Raw genomic sequence first — 21,079 nt, forward strand, 5'->3', positions numbered from 1 at the left:
CCATGATGACCACCGATGCTGCGGTGAGCCGCCCGCGCTGGGCCAATCTCAACACATGGCTGGGCGTGTTCTGGTTGATCGCGGCGCTGGTGTTTCTGTTCTACCTGGTGCCGAACCATATCGACGAAGCCCCCATGGTCGACAACCCCATGCAGTCGCCACGCTGGCTGCCCAGTGTGGCGGGCTGGCTGATCGCGGCGTTGTCGCTGGCATTGATCGTTGAAGGCTGCTTGCGACCGCCGGCCCGGACCGCATCCGTTGAATCCGAACGTGCACCGGCCCGGCGCTGGCTGCTGATGTTGGCCGGGCTGGGCGCCTATTGGCTGCTGTTCGATCTGCTCGGCGCCATCGTCGCCGGTATTCTCGGCACGCTGCTGCTTTTTGCCGCTCATCCGGTGCGCAAGCCCTGGCTCTATCTGCTGGCGATCGTATTGCCGTGGCTGGTAAGCCTGCTGTTCATCCACGTACTGAATGTCCCGCTGCCCTCCGGCACGCTATGGAACTGACGGCGCCCTTATGCGAGTAACCGAATGGAAGGTTTTTCCGAAGTCCTGGACCTGTTTCTCAGCGTCGACAATTTCATCGCCATCTTCATCGGCGTGTTGATTGGGGTGGTCATCGGCGCGATTCCTGGCCTTACCGCGACCATGGCCGTTGCGCTAGCCCTGCCTTTCACCTTTTCGCTGGAGCCGGTGACGGCGATCCTGCTGTTGGTGGGCATCTACAAGGGCGGCATGTACGGCGGTTCGATCACCGCCATTCTGATCCACACGCCCGGTTCGCCAGCCGCCGCCTGCACGTTGCTCGACGGCTATCCGTTGACGCAGCAGGGCAAGGCGAAGAAGGCGCTGCAGATGGCGCTTTACTCGTCATGCATCGCCGATGTGTTATCGAACCTGGCGCTGATCCTGTTCGCCTCCTACCTAGCCAAGGTCGCGCTCAATTTCGGGCCGCCAGAGTTCTTCTGGCTGATCTGCTTTTCACTGACCATCATCGTCTCCATCGCAGGCGACTCGCCGATCAAGGGTCTGATCGCTGCCAGCTTCGGCATCATCGTGTCCATGATCGGCATGGATGCGGTATACGGCAGCCAACGCCTGACGTTCGATAACTACAACCTGATGGACCGGGTCTCCTTCGTGCCGTTGCTGATCGGCCTGTTCGCTATCCCCGAAGTGATCGATTTCTACCTGAAGAAGGCCGGCCCGCATATCCGGGCCGCCTCCAGCGGGGCTGGCCTGACGCTTGGCGAACTCAAGTCCAGCCTGGTCACCATCGTGCGCGGCTCCTTTATCGGCGTGATCATCGGCGCCATTCCAGGCGCCGGCGCCACCGCGGCATCATTCATCTCCTATAGCGAAGCCAAACGGCGCTCGGCCAACCGGGCGAACTTCGGCAAAGGCGAACTCGAAGGCGTCGCCGCGGCCGAGTCAGGCAACAACGGCGTGGCCGGCGCAACCCTCATACCGCTGTTGTCGCTGGGCATCCCGGGCGATGTGATCACAGCGATCATCCTCGGCGCTTTCATGATCCATGGGCTGACGCCGGGCCCGGTGCTGTTCCAGGAAAACCTGACGCTGGTCTACGCACTGTTCTGCGGGATCATGCTGAGCTCGGCGGTGCTGCTGTTCGTCGGTCACGGCGTGATCAAGTATTTCTCACTGATCGCCGAGATCCCCAAGGCCATCCTGCTGCCCATCGTGCTGATGTTCTGCGTCTACGGTGCCTTTGCGGTGAACAACAGCCTGTTCGACATCGGCCTGATGCTGCTCTTCGGCGTGATTGGCTATCTGTTCAACCGTACCGGGTTCGCGACAGCGCCCTTCCTCCTCGGCTTCATTCTCGGGCCAATGTTCGAGGACAACCTCAGGCGCACGCTGTTGATCGGCCGCGGCGACCCGATGATCTTCTTCCGCGGGCCGATTACCTGGATCTTCATCGTGCTCACCGGCTTGTCGCTTTTCTTCGCCGTTCGGCGTTATTGGCAGGAGCGAATCCGGGCTCGTTGACCATTTCACCCTTGTGACCGGCAGCGGTTATCCTCAGGGCCGAGCCCTTCTACGAGAAACCGTGTGCCTGCACCTCTCCCAGCCTCACCGAATCCCCTCGACCGCCTCTGGCTGACCGAAGCCGTGCGCCTGCGGGAAGAACATGCCGGCCCGCTCGATGACGCCGAGGCCAACCGGCAAGCCCGTGCGCAAGGTGGGGCACTGCCAGACCTGATCGAGCACCGAGCGCTGTGGCTGGCGCGCCGCGACGGGCTGTTCGACGCGCTGCGTCATTGGCGGCAGGGCGCGCGGCTGGCCGGGTATGCGCTGATACTACTGGCGCTGGTTACCGGGGCCGGATTGGCGCTTGCGGCGCTGGGCGACGGAATACGGCCGGTCAATGTGTTCTGGGCACTGGGCAGCCTGCTCGGGCTGAATCTGCTGACGCTGCTGGGCTGGTTGCTGGGCTTTCTCTTCGCGGGCGACGCTGGCGGTGCATTGGGTCGGTTGTGGCTCTGGCTCAGCGAAAAGCTGGCCCGCGACGCCCGCGCGGTGCAGTTGGCGCCGGCCCTGTTGACGGTGTTGGAACAGCGACGGCTCGGGCGTTGGCTCTTGGGGCTGGGCGTGCACGGCTTATGGCTGGTTGCCATGAGCAGCGCCCTGGTTACGCTGCTCGCGCTGCTCGCCACGCGGCGTTACGGCTTCGTCTGGGAAACCACCATCCTTGGCGAAGACGCATTCGTCGGTCTGACGCAGGCGCTCGGCGTGCTGCCGTCGCTGCTGGGTTTCAGCGTGCCGGACATGGCGCAGATCCGCGCCAGCGGTGATCTCGCCAACGGTGTAGAAAGCGCGCGTCAAAGCTGGGCGGGCTGGCTGATTGGCGTGGTGCTGATCTACGGCCTGCTACCGCGCCTGCTGCTGGCATTGCTCTGCCTGTGGCGCTGGCGACGTGAACGGGCACAGCTGCGACTCGACCTGAAACTGCCGGCCTACCGGCTGCTGCGTGAGCGCCTTCAGCCGCCCAGCGAGCACCTTGGCATCACTGACGCGGCGCCGGCAGAGTTGCATGCACCGAATGCCGGTGCGCAACTGGACGGCAGCGAGGGCGCGGTGCTGGTCGGCATCGAGCTGGACCAGAGCCAACCGTGGCCGCCAAAGCTGCCAAAATCCGTTGCTGATGCGGGCGTGCTGGATGACCGCGGGCAACGTCGGCGGTTGCTCGAGCAGCTGACCCGCTTCCCACCGCAACGCCTGACCATCGCCTGCGATCCGCGTCGTTCGCCGGATCGCGGCACCCTGGCGTTGATCGGTGAGCTGAGCCGTTGCGCGGCCCAGAGCCGTGTCTGGTTGCTGCAACCGCCCGCTGGCGAAGCGCTGGACAGCCATCGGCTGCATGATTGGCATCAGGCGCTCGATAGCCTCGGCCTACCTCATTCCAGCAGCGCACCCATGACTTGGTTGGAGACTGGCCATGATTGAGTACGCGGGCAACACGCTCCAGACCGTGAGCTGCATGGGAACTATCCGTAGGGTGGATGACGCTCTTTTCATCCACCGAAATGGCGGCCTGCCCGAAGGTGGATGGGTAAAGCGCCATCCACCCTACGCGACCGGAGCGACCCCTGCGGAGCAAATCCGCTCACCCATCGCAGGGCGGGTGAAATTCGCTGATCGGGAGCTTTCGCTAGACAATCCTCGCGAGGAGCACTCGCTCCACTGCCGTGCAAACCATTACGCAGGTTGCAACCGCAGGGTGGCGGAAAACCAGACGAGACTCATCAAAACGCCCGGAAGACCACGCCCATGAGCGCACCTCTAAAACTCGCGCTGGTCGGACATACCAATGTCGGCAAGACCTCGCTGCTGCGCACCCTGACCCGCGACGTCAGCTTTGGCGAGGTCTCGCATCGGCCGAGCACCACCCGCCACGTCGAAGGTGCACGACTGTCCGTCGACGGCGAACCGCTACTGGAGCTCTACGACACGCCCGGCCTGGAGGACGCCATCGCTCTGCTCGATCATCTTGAGCGCATCGAACGCCCCGGCGAGCGCCTCGACGGGCCGGCCCGCACCGCCCGTTTCCTCGATGGCAGCGAGGCGCGCCAGCGCTTCGAACAGGAGGCCAAGGTCTTGCGCCAGCTGCTGGCCAGCGATGCCGGGCTCTATGTGATCGATGCCCGTGAACCGGTGCTCGCGAAATACAAGGATGAGCTGGCGGTGCTGGCCGGCTGTGGCAAGCCGCTGTTGCCAGTGCTCAACTTCGTCGCGCAAACCGGACACCGCGAAGAGCAATGGCGCGAAGCGCTGGCGCGCCTGGGCCTGCATGCGCTGGTGCGCTTCGACAGCGTGGCACCACCGATCGATGGCGAGCGCCGACTCTATGAAAGCCTGGCGCTGCTACTGGAACAATCGCGGCCCAAACTGCAGCGGCTGATCGACGACCACGAAGCCCAGGCAGCAGCGCGGCTGAGCGAAGGCAACCGGCTGATCGCCGAACTGCTGGTCGATGTGGCCGCCTGCCGCCGCAGCGTTGCGGCGCAGCCAGACCTGGAGCGCGGCGCCATCCGTGAATTGCACGACGCCGTGCGTTCCCGCGAGCAACGCTGCGTCGAAGCATTACTGCGGCTATACGGCTTCCGCCCACAGGATGCGGCGGCTGCCGATTTGCCTCTACTCGACGGCCGCTGGGGTGATGACCTGTTCAATCCCGAAACACTCAAGGAGCTGGGGGTCAAGATCGGCGGCGGGATGGCGGCCGGCGCGGCCGCCGGTGCTGGGGTCGACCTCATGGTTGGCGGTATCACCATGGGCGCGGCCGCACTGCTGGGAGCGCTTGCCGGCGGCGGAGCGCAAACGGCAAGACACTATGGCAATCGCCTGTTGGGCAAACTAAAGGGCCAGCGCGAATTGACCGTCGATGATGGCGTGCTGCGCCTGCTCGCTGTACGGCAACGCCAGCTGCTCGTCGCCCTCGCCGCTCGTGGGCATGCCGCAATGGAGGCAATCCGTCTCGATGCACCGGACGACAAGACGTGGCGCGAAGGCAAGCTGCCCGAGGCCTTGCATCGTTGCCGCGCCCATCCGGAGTGGTCTTCTCTGAACCCCGGCGCGCGGCTGGAGCAGTCCGAGCGACAGCAGCAACTGATGGAACTGGTGCGGACTCTGCAGCGCAGCTAAGCCGTTGCGGCAGTCCCTGATGCGCGGAGGAGCCTTGGGGATTCTGGTGGGCTGAAGCCCACCCTACATGAAGACACCACGCTCGGCCCGTAGGGTGGGCTTCAGCCCACCGTAGCGCTACCGCATAATGCTTCTCCTCCCCTAACTCACGGACGCGCCTGGATGGGCGGTCTGCGCTTTGCCCTCACCCACGACTGGCGCCGCCACATCACCGAAACGCAACGCGCCCAGTGTCGCCAGCATGATCAGCAGACCGCCGGACCATTCCGTCAGCGTCAACCGCTCCCCCAGCCAGAGCCCGGCGATAATCGCGCCGAACAGCGGCTCGGACCCCATCAACAAAGAAACACGTGTGGCGCTGGTGCGGCCAAGCGCCAGGTTCTGTGCATAGAGCGCAAACAACGTGGCGAAGGCCACCAGGTACAGGGTCCCGGCCCAGAACGCGGGACTCTGCGGCAACGTCGGCAAGCCACCCGGCAGTGATAGGCCCAGTAGCAGGCAACCCGACGCTACAACCCCGCTTTGCACCGCCGTCAGGGCGAGCGGCGGCACCTGCTGATCAGCTGTCAGCCGTCGCGTCAGGCACACCAGCACGGCGCGCAACACTGCGGCTGCTAGCATCAGCCCATCCCCCGGATTGAGCGAGATGGCCATGCCTCCGGTCAGCAGCCAGACGCCGACCAACGACAGGGCACAAGCCACAAACAACAGATTGCTCGGGCGCTGACGCACCATCGCCCATTCCACGAAGGGCGTGAACACCACGCACAGGCTGATGAGAAAGGCAGCGTTGCTGGCGGTGGTGAGCATCACCCCCCAGGTTTCGCAGAGAAAGATCCCCAGCATCACCAGGCCCAGCGGTAACCCCGGCCGAATCGCGCGCAGCCCATCCCCGCGCAGCTGCGGCAACAGCAGAACAAAGGTCAGCCCGAAGCGGATCGCCAGAAATCCCAGCACCGGATAGAACCACAACGCCTGCTTGGCCACCGCGTAGCTGCTGCCCCAGATGATCGCCACCATCAGTAGCATGGCATCGGCCAGCCAGAGATTGCGTTGTGTGACACCGCGCCAGTCGTGCATGCCCATCCACCCCTCTTCTCAGATCGAGGCGATTGTCCATTGATACGCTGAGGTCGATAATCCAGTGATTCAGCAAAGGACTTGTTCGCCATGAGAACGAATGACAAGACAACGCTGTTACCGGGAATGGCGGTGTTCGTGCGCGTGGTGGAAGCCGGCAGCTTCTCCGCCGCCGCCCGGCAGCTTGGCACCACCGCTTCGGCAGTGAGCCGCCAGGTCGCGCGGCTGGAGCAGGAGTTGTCGTTGCGGTTGCTGGAGCGCACAACACGGCAGCTGCGATTGAACGAAGCCGGCAGTGAGTTCTACGCCCATTGCAGGGCAATGCTCGACGCTGCCGAGCAGGCGCTGGCCATCGGCGAACGCCTGATGAGCCGCCCCCGCGGGCTTGTGCGCCTGAGCGTGCCAAAAGCCTACGGAAAGTTTGTCATCAGTCCGCTGATGCCGAATTTCCTGCACCGTTACGCCGATGTCGACGTGCAACTGCACATCAGCGACCAGAGCCCCGACCTGATCGAGGATGGCTTCGACCTGCTGGTGAAAGTCACCGACCAACCACCAGAAGGCCTCGCCGGCAAACCGCTTGGGCCGGTACGCCAGCTGCTCTGCGCGAGCCCGCACTACCTGCAACAGCAAGGCACGCCGCAGCATCCGCAGGAATTGCTCAGACACAGCTGCATGTTTCTGGGTGAAAACGCTGGCGACAACCGTTGGCATTTCAGCAACGGCGATCAGCAGGAAATAGTGACGGTGCGTGGCCGCTATATCAGCAATCACAGCGAAGCGCGGCTGGATGCAGCGGTAGGGGATATCGGTATCACGGTGCTGCCGCAATTCACGGCGGCGCACGCGCTGGCGGAGGGGCGCTTGCGCGAAGTGCTGCCGCAGTGGCGCTACACCGGCTCGTATCAGGGCGCGGCCTGGCTCCTGTGGCGACAGAACCTGCACCTGCCGCCGAAGCAGCGGGTGCTAATTGACTACCTAAGCGAGGCGCTGACCACGAGCTAAGCACCATACCGATATGTGACGGCTACTGCGGCGTGCCGCCTCTAGCGCAAAGGTAGCCAGAGCACCGAGCGGCCTTTGGCTCTTGGTGGGCTGAAGCCCACCCTACAATCTGGAAAACGAGCTCCCGTAGGGTGGGCTTCAGCCCGCCAAGGGCAGTCACAGCGCCCGGCGTTTCCCCAAAAAGGATCAGTCGCGCTTGGCGACTTCCTCGGCCATGCGCGTAACGCCCAGGTGACGCACGTCGGTGCCGCGCACCAGATAGATCACCATTTCAGCAATGTTGCGCGCGTGGTCGCCGATACGTTCCAGCGAGCGCAGCACCCAGATCACGCTGAGCACGCGGGAAATCGAGCGCGGGTCTTCCATCATGTAGGTGACCAGTTCGCGCAGCGCGGTCTTGTACTCGCGGTCGACGGTCTTGTCGTACTGCGCCACCGACAGCGCCAGCTCGGCATCGAAGCGGGCAAAGGCGTCCAGCGACTCCTGCACCATCCGACGGACCTGATCACCGATATGGCGGACCTCGACATAGCCGCGCGGCGACTCGCCGTCCTCGCACAGTTCGATGGCGCGACGAGCTATCTTGGTGGCTTCGTCACCGATGCGTTCCAGGTCGATGACCGACTTGGAGATGCTGATGATCAGGCGCAGGTCGGAGGCCGCTGGCTGACGGCGCGCGAGGATACGAATGCACTCTTCGTCGATGTCGCGTTCCATGTGGTTGATCTGGTCATCCACGTCGCGCACCTGCTGCGCGAGCCCGGAATCGGCATCGATCAGCGCGGTGACCGCATCGTTGACCTGCTTTTCCACCAGGCCACCCATGGCCAGGAGGTGGCTGCGCACCTCTTCCAGCTCGGCGTTGAACTGCTGGGAGATGTGTTGCGTGTGGCTGTCTTTGCTGATCATGTGCGAACCCTTGCGAAACGGTTGTTCTCTCGCCGGACAGTCCGGCCTTTGGCAAATCGTGCTGCGCTAGAAGGCAGCGCGCAGACACTGAGTTCGGTGGGCTGAAGCCCACCCTACGCCGCTGATCATTGCTCTCGCTCCGAGGAGGCTGCCGCTAGGCGGCTCTGGTGCGCAGCGCACTGGAAATAGTCGAGTTAACGTTGAGGCCCTTGGGAAATCTTCACTGGCGCGGAGGGCGCGCGCTGACAGTACGAGTAGTACGGCAAACGCGCCCGACGAAGCCAGAGGAGATTTCCCATGGCATCAACCGTAGCGGCCGGTGATGTAGTCTTCGGTCTGCTTCTTTTCTGGATTGGTGAACAGCGTATCGGTGTCGCCGTACTCGATCAGTTTGCCCATGTACATAAACGCCGTGTAGTCCGATACCCGCGCGGCCTGTTGCATGTTGTGGGTGACGATGACGATGGTGTACTTGGCCTTGAGCTCATAGATCAGCTCTTCGACTTTCAGCGAGGAAATCGGGTCGAGCGCCGAGCTGGGCTCGTCGAGCAGCAGCACTTCCGGCTGCACGGCGATGGTGCGGGCAATGACCAGACGCTGCTGCTGACCGCCGGAGAGACCGAGCGCCGATTCGTGCAGGCGATCCTTGACCTCGTCCCACAGCGCCGCGCCCTTGAGCGCCCATTCGACGGTCTCGTCGAGCACGCGCTTCTGCTTGATGCCCTGGATGCGCAGGCCGTAGACGACGTTCTCGTAGATGCTCTTGGGGAACGGATTTGGCTTCTGGAACACCATGCCGACGCGACGACGCAGGTCGGCCACGTCTTCGCCCTTGCGGTAGATGTTATGACCGTCGAGGTTGATGGCGCCTTCGATGCGGCAGCCGTCCACCAGGTCGTTCATGCGGTTGAAGCAGCGCAGCAGGGTCGACTTGCCGCAACCGGATGGGCCGATAAAGGCCGTCACACGTTGGCGCGGGATGTTCATGCTGACATTGTAGAGCGCCTGCTTTTCGCCGTAGTAGAGGCTCAGGTCAGGCACTTCGATGGCCACGGCTTCGTTGGCCAGGCTCAGCGCGCGCTTGTCTCGACCCAGCGCCGAGATGTCGATGGAATGCGTCTTTGCTTGTGACATGGATGTCTCCGTATCGCTGGAGGCTAGAAGCGCGGGCTGCGATCGTTGCAGCGCCGGGCCACCAGCGGGTCTGTCGGCTATTAGTGGTCGAGCGCTTTGTATTTTTCGCGCAGATGGTTACGGATCACGACGGCCGTGAGGTTCAGCGTCGCGATCACCAGCACCAGCAGCAGCGCCGTTGCATAGACCAGCGGCCGCGCCGCCTCGACGTTGGGGCTCTGGAAGCCGACGTCATAAATATGAAAGCCCAGGTGCATGATCTTCTGATCCAGGTGCAGGTAGGGGTAGTTACCGTTGAGCGGCAGGCTCGGCGCCAGCTTGACCACACCAACCAGCATCAAGGGTGCGACCTCGCCGGCGGCACGGGCCACGGCGAGAATCAGGCCGGTCATCATCGCCGGGCTGGCCATCGGCAGGACCACTTTCCACAGGGTCTCGGACTTGGTCGCACCCAGCGCCAGCGAGCCTTCGCGGAGAATACGCGGAATACGGGCCAGGCCTTCCTCGGTAGCCACGATGACCACCGGCAGCGTCAGGATCGCCAGGGTCAACGATGCCCACATCAGGCCTGGAGTGCCGAACACCGGCGCCGGAGCTGCTTCGGGGTAGAAGATCTGATCAAGCGAACCACCCAGGACGTAGACGAAGAAGCCGAGGCCGAACACGCCGTAGACGATCGAGGGCACCCCGGCGAGGTTGTTGACCGCGATGCGGATGATGCGGGTCAGCACGCCTTGCTTGGCATATTCACGCAGGTAGACCGCTGCAATCACGCCGAACGGGGTGACGATCACCGCCATGATGATGGTCATCAGCACGGTGCCGAAAATTGCCGGAAAGATGCCGCCTTCGGTGTTCGCCTCACGTGGTTCGTCACTGACGAACTCCCACACCTTGGCAAAGTAGAAGCCTAGCTTGTCGAGCGTCGACATGGCGTTCGGGCGGTAGGCACGGACGATCTTGCCGAGGCTGATCTCCTTTTCCTGACCGTCCATGGTGCGCATGGTGATGCTGTCGCGATTGAAGCCTGTGTAGAGCGCGACCAGCTCGCTCTCGAGCGCCTTGTATTCGGCGTCCCACTGCGCCCGCTCGGCATCGAGTTCGGCCTGGGCGGCCGCATCGAGCTTATCGTCCAGCTCCAGCTTGCGGGTCTTCAGACGCAGGCGTTCCAGGCCATGGTTGATGCGACCGATGTCGACCTTTTCCAACTTGGCGATCCCGGCATGCAGGTCGTCGATGCGGTCAATGCGCTTTTGCAGCTCTGGCCATGCGGCATCGCCCTCGGCCACCAGTTGACCGCCTTCTTTGACGTTCAACAGCTCGCCATAGAAGTTGCCCCACTCGCGGCGCTCCAGCGCCACCAGATCGGCCGGCTTGCGCTGATTGCTCAGCCACTCGCCGACGACCCAGGAGAAGTCCGCACCGTAGACCTCGCGGTTACCGACCTTGAGCAGCTCACGGGTCATGAACTCGCCGCCTTCGACGTCCACCGGCAGCCCACTGGCCGCCAGACGTGCACGCGGCACTTCTTCAGCCTGCACCACTTCGCCAGCCATCACCCGCGGCTGCGATCCCGGCACTTGGTAGTCGGCGACGATCACATCGTCCGGCCAGAAATGCTCGAGGCCGCGCACGGCGATTACCGCCAGCAGGCCTAGGGTCATGATCACGGCGATCGCCACGGCGCCCGCGTTCATCCAGACCCAGGGGCTGCCGCTCTTGATCCAGGTTTTCAGCGAATCCTTTTTCACGGATCGATACCTTTGTCGAAAACTTGTCGCAGCCGTCACCGGCTGCGTTCTTTATTACAGGCTGGCGTACTTGAGGCGCAGGCGCTGGCGGATCAGCTCGGCCAGGGTGTTCATCACGAAGGTGAACATCAGCAGCACCATCGCGGCGAGAAACAGCACGCGATAGTGAGTGCTGCCCACTTCCGATTCGGGCATTTCCACTGCGACGTTGGCCGCCAGGGTGCGCATGCCTTCGAAGATGTTGGCTTCCATGATCGGCGTGTTGCCGGTGGCCATCAGCACGATCATGGTTTCGCCCACGGCGCGGCCCATGCCGATCATCAATGCGGAGAAGATCCCGGGGCTGGCGGTCAACAGCACCACGCGGGTCAGCGTCTGCCAGGGCGTGGCACCGAGTGCCAGTGAGCCTAGCGTGAGGCTGCGCGGCACACTGAACACGGCGTCTTCGGCAATCGAGTAGATCGTCGGGATCACCGCGAAGCCCATTGCGATGCCAATCACCAGAGCGTTGCGCTGGTCGAAGGGAATGCCCATGTCGTTGGACAGCCACAGGCGCATGTCACCGCCGAAGAACCAGTTTTCCAGGTATCCGCTGATGGCCAGGGAGCCCCAGCCCACCACAAGGATCACGGGTATCAGCAACAGCGCTTCCCAACCATCCGGCACGCTCAGGCGAATGTTTTCCGGCAGCCGGCTCCAGAACCAACCGGCGAAGAGAATCGCCACTGGCATCAGCAGCAGCAGGCTGAAAATGCCGGGCAGGTGGTTTTCCAGATAGGGTGCGAGGAACAAGCCGGCAAAGAATCCGAGGATGACCGTTGGCAGCGCTTCCATCAGTTCGATCACCGGCTTGACCTTGCGGCGTAGCGTCGGCGCCATGAAATACGCGGTATACAGCGCGGCGCAGATCGCCAGCGGAGCGGCCAGCAGCATCGCGTAGAACGCCGCCTTGAGCGTACCGAACGCCAGTGGCGAGAGGCTCAGCTTGGGCTCGAAGTCACCGGTAGCCGACGTGGACTGCCAAACGTAGTCCGGCTCCGGGTAACTTTCGTACCAGACCTTGCCCCAGAGCGCGCTCCAGGATATCTCCGGGTGCGGATTGTCGATCACGAAACGCTGCAGCTGGTCACCTGACTCGACCAACAGGCGCGTGGCCCGAGGCGACATGGCGGCGACGGCAGCGCCCTCTGCGACCTGCTCGGTCAGCAGCTCGCGATGAGCCGTGCTGTGGAAGATGCCCAGAGTGCCGGCGCTGTCGAGGGCAAGGAAGCCCTTGCGGCGCTCTTCGGGAAGAATCTGTGTGATCGGTTGATCGGCCAGCTGAAAGTTGCGCACGTTCTTCAGTTCAGGCTGACCGTCGTTGCTGCGCACCATGAACCACTGACCGATGCTGCCATTCGAGTCGCCGACCATCAGCGAGATGCCGCCCAGCAGCGAGGCTACCGTGGTGATCTCGCCTTTGCCGCCAAGTAGCTTGTAGCGACCGTTGAGTTGCTTGCGGCGCAGATCGAAGACATCAACGCTGGCGCGACCGCTCACGGCGAACAACCACATGTGCCGCGGGTCGATGCGCAGCGCCTTGATTGGCTCGGAGAGTTGCGGCAGATCCATCCGCTCCTCTTCAAGGCTTTTTTCACCGGTCATCAAATTTTCAGTGGAGACGATTTTCAAGGCATGCAACGCGCCATTCGTAGCGCCTGCGACCATCAAGGTCGAGCCGTTGAGACTGATGCCTGCATGCTCGATGGGCCGCCCTTGCGGATCAAGATTCAGCGGTTGTTCACCGAAGGGGTAGTCTAGCTGCGGCGTGATGGTCTTCTTGCCTTCCGGGTAGCTGACTTTGTAATTGTGCTCTGCAACCAACACTTGGCCGTTGCTCAGCCCCAGCACCATGCGGCGATTGCCGGGCGTGTCCTGGCCGACCGAGACGATCTGGCTGCCAGCCGGCAGCGGCAACTCTACGGTACGCAGCAGGTCGCCAGTGGGTACGCTGAAGAAACGAACGGCTCCGTCGCTGCCCAGACGCATCGCCACCTTGTTCTGCTCTTCCACGGCCAGCAACAGCGGCGCGCCGGCATCGGCCAGCCAGGCCGGCTGCTGCACTTCACGCGCCTCCAGTTCGGCGCCCTGAAACATGGGCGCTACGACCTGGGCGAGATAGAAGAAAATCAGGGTGATGGCGCCAAGCACGGCGAGGCCGCCAATGGAGACATACCAGCGCGCCAGCTTGTCTTTGAATGCGCGGATACGGCGCTTGCGCTGCAGGGCCGGGGTGTTGAAATCCAGCCGCTGCACATCGGAATTCGCGCTCATGGTCTCGATATCGTTCATGCGAAGGTTCCTGGCCACTCAGGCCGCTTAAACTGCTGCGCCGTTGGCGCGAGTCGTTTCCTGGCTTGATGGCCGGTCGGGCGCCTAATTTAATGCAGCTGTGTGACAGAAAAATTACAGCGAGGTGACGTGACAACGCCCACCGGCGCAAGAAGCGTGGCGGGCGTCGAACTCAAGCCTTGCAGCGGTCGCTGCAGGCCTGAATGCTGCTGGGTTTAGTCGTTCTGCAGACCCAGGTCGCTGAGGGTCTTGTCGACCACTTTCTTCGGCAGCGGGATGTAGCCGTCCTTGACCACGACTTCCTGGCCCTGCTTCGACAGCACAAGCTTGAGGAACTCGGCGTCGATCGGGCTCAGCGGCTTGTTCGGCGCCTTGTTGACGTAGACGTAGAAGAAGCGTGCCAGCGGGAACTTGCCAGCCAGAGCGTTCTCTTCGTTGGCTTCAAAGGCTTCGCCACCCTTGGACAGGGGCACAGCGCGGACGCTGGAAGTCTTGTAGCCGATGCCTGAGTAGCCGATGGCGTTCAGGGTGCTGGAGATCGACTGCACCACCGAAGCGGAGCCCGGCTGCTCGTTGACGTTAGGCTTGAAGTCACCCTTGCACAGCGCTTCTTCCTTGAAGTAGCCATAGGTACCGGAAACCGAGTTACGACCGAACAGCTGGATCGGCTTGCTCGCCCACTCGCCAGTCAGACCGACGTCACCCCAGGTGGTGATGTCTTTTTCGCCACCGCACAGGCGGGTGCTGGAGAAGATCGCGTCGACCTGCTCGATGTCCAGGCTCTTGATCGGGTTGTCCTTGTGGACGAACACAGCCAGGGCGTCGATAGCGACCGGCACGGCAGTCGGCTTGTAGCCGTACTTCTCTTCGAAGGCCTGGATTTCGTTGTCCTTCATCGGACGGCTCATCGGGCCGAGGTTGGCCGTGCCTTCGGTCAGCGCGGGCGGTGCGGTGGAGGAGCCGGCGGCCTGAATCTGGATGTTGACGTTCGGGTAGGCACGCTTGAAGTCTTCAGCCCACAGGGTCATCAGGTTGGCCAGGGAGTCGGAACCGACGCTGGACAGGTTGCCGGATACGCCGGAGGTCTTCTCATAGGTCGGCAGTGCTGGATCAACCGCGGCCACTGCGTTGGCAGCGCCTACACCAGCGGCAACAAAGGTCAGGGCCGCCATCAAACGATTCAGTTTCATTCCATGCTCCTAGCAGGGGTGTGTCAGTGTTTGGAACGGGGGCCATTGTCTGCAGGCCGTGTGAACACTCTATGAACTGAATATGACAATCTGGTGACGATACTGAACTTTAGGCCTGCCCGGTCGCTGTGACTATCTACAGCCGCTATACTCGCCCCCGCCCGCACTGCTGCGGGCTTTTCGCGCAAGAAAAACAAACGCGCCGCGAGTCCCGACCGATGAACGAATACGAACAGGAAGATCCAATCCCGCAGGGCGACCTGGCCTTGCAGCTGACCGCCCTGCCGCGTGAGACCAACGGTTTCGGCGATATTTTCGGGGGCTGGCTGGTATCACAGATGGATCTGGCCGGCACCGCCATGGCCAGCCGCGTCGCCGCCGGTCGTGTGGCCACGGTGTCCATCGACCGCATGGCCTTCATGGTGCCGGTGGCAGTCGGCGCGCAGCTTTCGTTCTACACCCAGACGCTGGATGTCGGCCGCAGCTCGATCCGCATGCTGGTGGAAGTGTGGAGTGATGACCCGCTGTCCAGCGAGTGGCGCAAGGTCACCGAGGCGGTATTCGTCTTTGTCGCCATTGATGGCAGCGGCCGCACCCGCCCGGTCACGCCACGCCGCTGAAAGCCGATCAGCGCACCACGTAGCGGTTCTTTCCGGCCTGTTTGGCTTGGTACAACGCCGCATCGGCGGCCTGATAGAGTTGTTCGGCGGTCTGCCCTGGCTGCCACATCGCAATGCCAATGCTCGTTGTGGCGCATGCGCTCTGGGCCGATGCCGGATGAGGGATGGCTCGTTCAGCGAGTTCAGAGAGAAGCTGCGCCGCGATGGCCTGCGCTGAGCTCTCATCGCAATTGAGCAGCAACAACGCGAACTCTTCCCCCCCGACCCGGGCCGCCAGATCCATCGGCCGCCGGGAGAAACGGCCCAGTAAGTCGCCGAAATCGCGGATCAGCGCATCGCCAGCCGGGTGCCCCAGGCTGTCGTTGTAGGCTTTGAAGTTATCCAGATCCAGGAGTAGCAGCGCGAGCGGCTGGCGGTCCCGACGGGCTTGCAACAGCGTTTGCCGCAGAGCTGCATCAAAGCTACGGCGGTTCGCCAAGCCAGTCAGCGAGTCGTGTTGCGCGACCCAGCCGAGCAGCTGGCGTACCAGAAATTGCTCACGCTGCGAGTATTCATGGATGTAGCGACTGATTGCTCCGATCGTCAACAGCAACACGTAATAGCTGACCGAGATCCAATGCACCTGCATTTCGCTGGAGGAGAGGATGAGCGCGGCCATCAAGATATCGATCAGGATGATCGACGCCGCACTAATCAGCGCTCGCCAGAAGGTGATGCCGAGAAAGAAGAACGAACAGACGATCAACAGCCCAGCACCGTAGCGGAACGCCAGTTCCGTCTGGGAGACTTCGTAATGGATATCGATGCGCGCCGCAACGATCCCAACCAGCACCAGCAGCAACGGAAACAGTCGGTTGGCAACCAGCCGGACCCGCCGGTGAAAGACCGACATGAGCAGGATCGCTACACCCGGCGCCATTTCCACCAAACGCAGCAGGGTCAACTCGCGCAGCCACCTCGGGTCAGACCCGGCATATAGCTGCCGTTCGGCATAGTGATAACCGGCCACCACCAACAGCAAAAGGCAGGCACCGAGCACTTGCGCAAAGCGCGCCTGACGTCCCAGATAACGGCGAAATTCGCTTTCCAGATCAGGCGCAAACAGCAGGCCACGAAAGCCTGCCAGCAGCTGCCTGCCATGCGGGGTATCGCGGAAATCTTCGGCAGACTGCTGTTCTAGGGGCTGCATCGACATTGCTCAAGTCATGGCACGGGCAATGATATCACTTAGACATTACCCCGACGGCTTTCCCGATGAACGTGCAAGCAACCGCTCTGGGGCAGATAAATCCGCATCGCTCGTCTCTTGCCGACGCCTTCACGAGACTCCACTATCGAGTCACCTGCACTGTTGGATGTATCGTGTGACCAGCCTTCTGCTCGCCCTATGGCCTCTGTTTGCCCTGATCATTGCCGGCTACTTTCTGCGCCTGCGCGACTTCCCCAACGAGGCCTTCTGGCCCGGAGCCGAGCGGATCAACTACTTCGTGCTGTTCCCGGCGCTGCTGTTCAGCAGTCTGGCCACCGCACCTTTGGACAACCCGGCGCTGCCCCGCTTGGCTGCTGCCGTGTTGCTGGCCCTGGGATTGGCGTGGGTCGTACTGCTGATCATGAAGCGCCTGCGCGGCTGGTCGGCGGCGCGCTTCGGCGCCTTTGCCCAGGGTGCCCTGCGTTTCAACACCTATCTGGGCCTTGCGGCTGTCGGCAGTCTGTTCGGCCAGGAAGGCCTGGCCATGGCCGCGCTGATGCTGGCGTTGATGGTGCCAACCGTTAACGTGATGTCGGTCTGGGCGCTGACCGCTGAACGCGGCGTCAGCGCGCGCGGCCTGCTGCTTCCGATCGCGAAAAACCCCTTGATCGTCGCCTGCGTCACGGGCGCCCTGGTGAACCTGTCCGGGCTCGGCCTGCCTGGCGGCACTGACCGGCTGCTTGGCCTGCTGGCCGCGGCCAGTTTGCCCTTGGGTTTGCTCTGTGTCGGCGCCGCCTTGAAGCCGAAGGAACTCGGAGGCGAAATTCCTGCACTGGGCTGGAACAGTGCTGTGCGCCTTCTGGCAGTGCCGCTACTGGCTTACGCCGTCGCTCAATTGCTCCAATTGCCTGCCATGGAAACGACCATCATCGTCCTGTTCTTTGCCCTTCCCACAGCGCCTACCGCCTACGTGCTAACCCGCCAGCTCGGTGGTGACAGCCACCTGATGGCCGGCATCATCACTCTGCAAACACTACTCGCTGCGGCCAGCTTGCCGCTGGTGCTGACACTGCTCGAACGCTGAAAACCGTGACCGAGCGCCAGCCATCGCGACCGTTATTGCGCTGTCGTGGTGCGGCGGTCCACTGGAACGTTGTCGGCAGCGAACGACTCGATCAAGCGCTGATAATCGCCACTTTCCTGAAGGGTTCTGAGTCCTCGGTCGAACCGCTTGATCAGCTGTCCGGCGTCCGGTCGGCTGCGCGGGACGATGAGGTGAATCGTCTGACGGCTCAAAACCGAATCGGAAATATGAAAACGCTGCCGATCCACTTCGGTTGATTGCACAGCATGGACGCCCAGCAGACGATCAGCCAGAAACACATCATCTCGGCCAAGCATTAGCAACAACGCACACTCGCTCAGGCTCGGCGGCGAATGTCGGACCAGTACACCCCGATCAACCAGTGCCTGGACTCCAGCAGGCAGCTGCCAGCCCAGCGGGTGGCACAGCCGCCTGCCGCTGACGCCGGCGAGGTCATTGACTTCGACTGCATCCGTGGCGCGACTGAACAGGTGTTGCTCGGAAATATAAAGCGGCGCCGAGTAGAGGAAATCATGCTCGCGCTGCTCCGCACGGATGTACGGAAAAGTCGCGTCGTATTCGCCGCGAAGGGTCATCAGATAGCCCCGATTCCAGGGCTGCCAGGCAAGCGACGAGGCTAATCCGCTGCGCTCGAGCGCAGCCTGTGCGACCGCCGAGAGCATGCCGCCTCGAGGCAGTGCGCGATCAGTGAGCGGGGCGTAGTCATCGCCCGTCACCAGGCGCACATCCGCGGCATGTGCCCCAAGACTGACCGCCAGGCTCAGCAGAGCGCCCCGGCTACAAAATCCTTTCATCACCACCTTTGCCATCCTTGCGAAAACGAATGAAGCGCAACCTAGCGAATATCAAAGCCAGCAACTATCAGCGCATCGGGCGCCGCTAGCGGACGACCTGGCCGCGCGACAATCGCAACAGCAGCAATGCCATGCCCACTCCAGCGGCGATCAGCACCAGCGTCGGGCCCAGATAGCCGACCAGTTCCTGCAGCCAGGCGAGCAGTTGGCGAACGATGAGCAGGTTCAGGCTTGGCCCCGCTGCGTCCGCATCGAGCCGGTAGGCGCCCGCCAGCCAGATGTCATAGGCAAACCTCAGCGGCAACAGCGTCAGTGGCAGCAACACCAGGCACACCCAGTAGCCGCTGCGCCGCCTTGGCCCCAACAGCCCCCAGGGCCGGTAGGCCGCGCGGATCAGCTGGAAGAAACAGAAGCTGTAGTAGGCGATTAGCAACAAGACGAACGCGCCACTCCAGGATGGGGCAATCCATAGTTCACGCACCATGACTCCAGTGAGCGACAAGCTGACCAGGCCCCAGACCAGAAGAAAGAAGATTTTCATCGCATGTCCCGGTTGTCGGTTATCGGTTGACGGTGAACCCACATCGGAACAGAAACCGAACGTGGATACGCGCAACCGTTTCACGAAACTGGCCGCGATGCGCTGCGATCATGCCCTCTACGCGCAGCGGCGCACGCATCAGAACAGGCTGAGCTGATCGCCCGCCGGCTCGCTGGCCGGCTTCGGCAGGCTAGCCCCCTCGCTTGTGCGCTTCGTGTCACCTAGGCTCAGCCTTTCAGCAAGCCCGGCCGCGCGCTCGGCGCGGGTGCTTACGGCCTCACCCAGACGCACCGGCAGCGCCCAAATCTCCACTTTGCGCTTGGCACGGGTGATGCCGGTGTAGAACAGCGAGCGGGTCAGCAGCGGGCTAGGCTGTTCCGGCAACGCCAGCAGCACCTCGGTGAACTCCGAGCCCTGGCTCTTGTGCACGGTCATGGCGAAGGCGCTGTCATGGCTGGGCAGGCGCGCCGGGGCAAAGCCGCGATAGCCCTCGTCGCCTTCGAAGAACACGCGCAGGCCCTGCTCGGTTTTGAGGCACAGGCCAATATCGCCGTTGAAGAGCCCCAGGGCGTAGTCGTTCTGCCGGACCATCACCGTGCGGCCGGGGTACCAGCGTTCGCGCGCCTGCACGCCGAGGCGACGCTTGAAGCGCGCTTCCAGTGCCTCGTTGATGCCGGTCACGCCGAAAGGCCCATCGCGCTGGGCGGTCAGCGCCCGAAAGCCGTTGAAGGCCTCGAAGGCGGCCGCCGGATCGGCTTGCCGTGCAGCCTGCAGATAGGGCGAATAGCCCTGCTCCAGTCGATCGATCAGCGCCGTGGGGCTGGGCGTGGCGTTCCAGGCGAGGTCTGGACGACCCTCTTGTAGCAGCGCGACCGTGCCCTTGGCGTCGCCGCCGTTGATTCGCCGCGCCAGCTCACCGATGCCGCTGTCACCTGCGAAGCGGTGGCTGTGGGTGAGCAGGACCACCGCATCGCCCAGGCGCGAGCGCGGCGTCTCGATGGGAACATGCTGCCCGGTAATGCGTTGCAGATCGGCCGCGGCCTGGCTATCGAACCCTCGGCCTTCACAGAGTTCGGCGAACACCGCGCCGGCTTCCACGGCGGCCAGCTGGTCTTTGTCGCCGAGCAGGATCAGCCTTGCCTTCGGCGGCAGCGCAGCGACGAGCTTGGCCATCAACGCCAGGTCGACCATCGATGCCTCATCCACCACCAACACATCCAGCGCCAGCGGGTTCGCCGCGTCATGGCGCACCCTGGGGCTGTCGCCGCGGCTGCCGAGTAGGCGGTGCAGTGTGCGCGCCTCGTCCGGCAGGGCTTCTTTGACCGCATCGCTGACCGGCAGCTCAGCCTTGGCATTGCGGATCGCTTCGGCCATGCGTGCGGCTGCTTTGCCGGTGGGCGCGGCTAGGCCGATGGCCAGGCGTTCGCCGCCGGGCTGCTCCAGCAATGCCGCCAGCAGGCGCACCACAGTGGTGGTTTTGCCGGTACCGGGACCACCGGAGATCACCGCCAGTCGCCGGCGTACCGCCTGTGCTGCCGCGAGGCGCTGCCAATCGGGGCTTTGCTGATTGAAGGCGAACAGCCGCGCCAGGCTGTCGCTCAGTTGTTTTTCATCCACTGCTGGCACATCCGCCGCGCGGGCCAGCAGTTGTTCGGCCAGCTGCTGTTCGTATGCTTGATAACGGGCCAGATAGAGCCGATTCCCCATGAGGATCAACGGCGCGTAATCGCCTTGCGCGCCGACCAGGGGAGAGGCTTCCAGCTGTTCGCGCCAAGTTGCGAGCGGCGGCAGGCTTAGGTCGACTTCGGGCCAAGGGCGCTTGCCCGCCAGGCGTTCGAGCGGCAGACAGACGTCGCCGGAAGCCAGGGCCTCGCAGCAAAGCGCGGCGGCGAGCAGGACCATGTCAGGCGTCTCAGGCTCGAGGCGCTGAAGGCTGGCGATGAAAGCGCGCTCCAGTGGGCCGAACGGCAGGTCTGAAAGCAATGCCATCACACACCCCTCCACGCGGGCGGGGTCAGGCAGCACTTCAGCATGGAGCAGACTGCGGCCCGCCTCAGCCAATCAAGGCCATCGTTAAAGTGGCGGGCTGAAGCCCACCCTAAAGCGCTGATATTGACCGTAGGAGCCAGCTTGCTGGCGATGCTTTGCCCATTCCCCCGGATCGCCAGCAAGCTGGCTCCTACAAAAGCGGGCGATTTCCCATAGCGAGAGAAGGCTACTGCGAATCTAAGGCGCATCATCTCCCCTCCTCGAACAGACGGTCCA

At 63.1% G+C, this 21,079-nt stretch carries 17 protein-coding genes; 7 read left to right on the forward strand and 10 right to left on the reverse strand.

Annotated elements, in window-relative coordinates:
• Positions 1-2: 2 nt before the first annotated feature.
• From ACQKIK_RS09420 to ACQKIK_RS09435, 4 genes are all read left to right on the forward strand, one after another.
• Positions 3-506, forward strand: a complete 504-nt coding sequence (locus ACQKIK_RS09420) for a tripartite tricarboxylate transporter TctB family protein (RefSeq protein ID WP_499135706.1) — start codon at positions 3-5, stop codon at positions 504-506.
• A gap of 24 nt (positions 507-530) precedes the next feature.
• On the forward strand, positions 531-2,009 hold the full coding sequence (locus ACQKIK_RS09425) for a tripartite tricarboxylate transporter permease (RefSeq protein ID WP_499135708.1): 1,479 nt from the start codon (positions 531-533) through the stop codon (positions 2,007-2,009).
• 63 nt (positions 2,010-2,072) lie between these two features.
• Entirely contained in the window at positions 2,073-3,467 is a 1,395-nt protein-coding gene (locus ACQKIK_RS09430; RefSeq protein WP_499135709.1) for a DUF2868 domain-containing protein, read from the forward strand.
• A 324-nt stretch (positions 3,468-3,791) separates the two neighbouring features.
• Entirely contained in the window at positions 3,792-5,165 is a 1,374-nt protein-coding gene (locus ACQKIK_RS09435; protein WP_241529492.1) for a GTPase/DUF3482 domain-containing protein, read from the forward strand.
• Positions 5,166-5,306: 141 nt separating this feature from the next.
• On the opposite strand, the gene ACQKIK_RS09440 is transcribed toward ACQKIK_RS09435, so the two are convergent.
• Complete coding sequence (locus ACQKIK_RS09440; protein ID WP_499135710.1) at positions 5,307-6,251, reverse strand: DMT family transporter; 945 nt, start codon at positions 6,249-6,251, stop codon at positions 5,307-5,309.
• A gap of 84 nt (positions 6,252-6,335) precedes the next feature.
• Between ACQKIK_RS09440 and ACQKIK_RS09445 the strand changes: the two genes are divergently transcribed.
• The gene (locus ACQKIK_RS09445) at positions 6,336-7,250 is read left to right on the forward strand and encodes a LysR family transcriptional regulator (protein ID WP_499135712.1); all 915 of its coding nucleotides are present in this window, start codon (positions 6,336-6,338) and stop codon (positions 7,248-7,250) included.
• 186 nt (positions 7,251-7,436) lie between these two features.
• Here the strand turns inward: ACQKIK_RS09445 and phoU are convergent, their stop codons facing one another.
• From phoU to ACQKIK_RS09470, 5 genes are all read right to left on the reverse strand, one after another.
• Positions 7,437-8,159 carry a phosphate signaling complex protein PhoU gene (gene phoU / locus ACQKIK_RS09450; protein WP_499135713.1) on the reverse strand — a complete coding sequence of 241 codons (723 nt, stop codon included), beginning with the start codon at positions 8,157-8,159 and terminating at the stop codon, positions 7,437-7,439.
• 303 nt (positions 8,160-8,462) lie between these two features.
• A complete protein-coding gene (gene pstB, locus ACQKIK_RS09455) occupies positions 8,463-9,293 on the reverse strand; it encodes a phosphate ABC transporter ATP-binding protein PstB (RefSeq protein WP_073299220.1) in 831 nt (276 codons plus the stop codon).
• An 80-nt stretch (positions 9,294-9,373) separates the two neighbouring features.
• On the reverse strand, positions 9,374-10,990 hold the full coding sequence (gene pstA / locus ACQKIK_RS09460; protein ID WP_499135901.1) for a phosphate ABC transporter permease PstA: 1,617 nt from the start codon (positions 10,988-10,990) through the stop codon (positions 9,374-9,376).
• Positions 10,991-11,098: 108 nt separating this feature from the next.
• The gene (locus ACQKIK_RS09465; protein ID WP_499135715.1) at positions 11,099-13,375 is read right to left on the reverse strand and encodes an ABC transporter permease subunit; all 2,277 of its coding nucleotides are present in this window, start codon (positions 13,373-13,375) and stop codon (positions 11,099-11,101) included.
• A 215-nt stretch (positions 13,376-13,590) separates the two neighbouring features.
• A complete protein-coding gene (locus ACQKIK_RS09470) occupies positions 13,591-14,565 on the reverse strand; it encodes a PstS family phosphate ABC transporter substrate-binding protein (RefSeq protein ID WP_045423571.1) in 975 nt (324 codons plus the stop codon).
• Positions 14,566-14,783: 218 nt separating this feature from the next.
• On the opposite strand from ACQKIK_RS09470, the gene ACQKIK_RS09475 reads away from it, so the two are divergent.
• On the forward strand, positions 14,784-15,185 hold the full coding sequence (locus ACQKIK_RS09475; protein WP_045423569.1) for an acyl-CoA thioesterase: 402 nt from the start codon (positions 14,784-14,786) through the stop codon (positions 15,183-15,185).
• Positions 15,186-15,192: 7 nt separating this feature from the next.
• Here the strand turns inward: ACQKIK_RS09475 and ACQKIK_RS09480 are convergent, their stop codons facing one another.
• Positions 15,193-16,374 carry a GGDEF domain-containing protein gene (locus ACQKIK_RS09480; RefSeq protein ID WP_064480867.1) on the reverse strand — a complete coding sequence of 394 codons (1,182 nt, stop codon included), beginning with the start codon at positions 16,372-16,374 and terminating at the stop codon, positions 15,193-15,195.
• A gap of 166 nt (positions 16,375-16,540) precedes the next feature.
• On the opposite strand from ACQKIK_RS09480, the gene ACQKIK_RS09485 reads away from it, so the two are divergent.
• Positions 16,541-17,458 (forward strand): AEC family transporter, encoded by a 918-nt coding sequence (locus tag ACQKIK_RS09485; protein WP_499135716.1) that lies wholly within the window; start codon positions 16,541-16,543, stop codon positions 17,456-17,458.
• Positions 17,459-17,490: 32 nt separating this feature from the next.
• Here ACQKIK_RS09485 and ACQKIK_RS09490 read toward each other — a convergent pair whose 3' ends face one another.
• The 3 genes from ACQKIK_RS09490 to recD form a co-directional block, all read right to left on the reverse strand.
• Positions 17,491-18,273 (reverse strand): substrate-binding periplasmic protein, encoded by a 783-nt coding sequence (locus ACQKIK_RS09490; RefSeq protein WP_499135717.1) that lies wholly within the window; start codon positions 18,271-18,273, stop codon positions 17,491-17,493.
• An 85-nt stretch (positions 18,274-18,358) separates the two neighbouring features.
• The gene (locus tag ACQKIK_RS09495; protein WP_499135718.1) at positions 18,359-18,814 is read right to left on the reverse strand and encodes a hypothetical protein; all 456 of its coding nucleotides are present in this window, start codon (positions 18,812-18,814) and stop codon (positions 18,359-18,361) included.
• 138 nt (positions 18,815-18,952) lie between these two features.
• On the reverse strand, positions 18,953-20,803 hold the full coding sequence (gene recD, locus ACQKIK_RS09500) for an exodeoxyribonuclease V subunit alpha (RefSeq protein ID WP_499135719.1): 1,851 nt from the start codon (positions 20,801-20,803) through the stop codon (positions 18,953-18,955).
• Positions 20,804-21,079 lie beyond the last annotated feature (276 nt).

The sequence above is a fragment of the Pseudomonas sp. NPDC047961 genome (assembly GCF_050272435.1).
Lineage (GTDB): Bacteria > Pseudomonadota > Gammaproteobacteria > Pseudomonadales > Pseudomonadaceae > Stutzerimonas.

Excerpts from the sequence above, each read along its gene's own strand:
- ACQKIK_RS09440 (WP_499135710.1), bottom strand. The coding sequence starts at position 6,251 with ATGGGCATGCACGACTGGCGCGGTGTCACACAACGCAATCTCTGGCTG.
- ACQKIK_RS09470 (WP_045423571.1), bottom strand. The coding sequence starts at position 14,565 with ATGAAACTGAATCGTTTGATGGCGGCCCTGACCTTTGTTGCCGCTGGT.
- pstA (WP_499135901.1), bottom strand. The coding sequence starts at position 10,990 with ATGAACGCGGGCGCCGTGGCGATCGCCGTGATCATGACCCTAGGCCTG.
- ACQKIK_RS09435 (WP_241529492.1), top strand. The coding sequence starts at position 3,792 with ATGAGCGCACCTCTAAAACTCGCGCTGGTCGGACATACCAATGTCGGC.
- ACQKIK_RS09495 (WP_499135718.1), bottom strand. The coding sequence starts at position 18,814 with ATGAAAATCTTCTTTCTTCTGGTCTGGGGCCTGGTCAGCTTGTCGCTC.
- ACQKIK_RS09425 (WP_499135708.1), top strand. The coding sequence starts at position 531 with ATGGAAGGTTTTTCCGAAGTCCTGGACCTGTTTCTCAGCGTCGACAAT.
- ACQKIK_RS09490 (WP_499135717.1), bottom strand. The coding sequence starts at position 18,273 with ATGAAAGGATTTTGTAGCCGGGGCGCTCTGCTGAGCCTGGCGGTCAGT.
- ACQKIK_RS09465 (WP_499135715.1), bottom strand. The coding sequence starts at position 13,375 with ATGAACGATATCGAGACCATGAGCGCGAATTCCGATGTGCAGCGGCTG.
- ACQKIK_RS09420 (WP_499135706.1), top strand. The coding sequence starts at position 3 with ATGATGACCACCGATGCTGCGGTGAGCCGCCCGCGCTGGGCCAATCTC.
- ACQKIK_RS09480 (WP_064480867.1), bottom strand. The coding sequence starts at position 16,374 with ATGCAGCCCCTAGAACAGCAGTCTGCCGAAGATTTCCGCGATACCCCG.
- pstB (WP_073299220.1), bottom strand. The coding sequence starts at position 9,293 with ATGTCACAAGCAAAGACGCATTCCATCGACATCTCGGCGCTGGGTCGA.
- phoU (WP_499135713.1), bottom strand. The coding sequence starts at position 8,159 with ATGATCAGCAAAGACAGCCACACGCAACACATCTCCCAGCAGTTCAAC.
- recD (WP_499135719.1), bottom strand. The coding sequence starts at position 20,803 with ATGGCATTGCTTTCAGACCTGCCGTTCGGCCCACTGGAGCGCGCTTTC.
- ACQKIK_RS09445 (WP_499135712.1), top strand. The coding sequence starts at position 6,336 with ATGAGAACGAATGACAAGACAACGCTGTTACCGGGAATGGCGGTGTTC.
- ACQKIK_RS09485 (WP_499135716.1), top strand. The coding sequence starts at position 16,541 with ATGTATCGTGTGACCAGCCTTCTGCTCGCCCTATGGCCTCTGTTTGCC.
- ACQKIK_RS09475 (WP_045423569.1), top strand. The coding sequence starts at position 14,784 with ATGAACGAATACGAACAGGAAGATCCAATCCCGCAGGGCGACCTGGCC.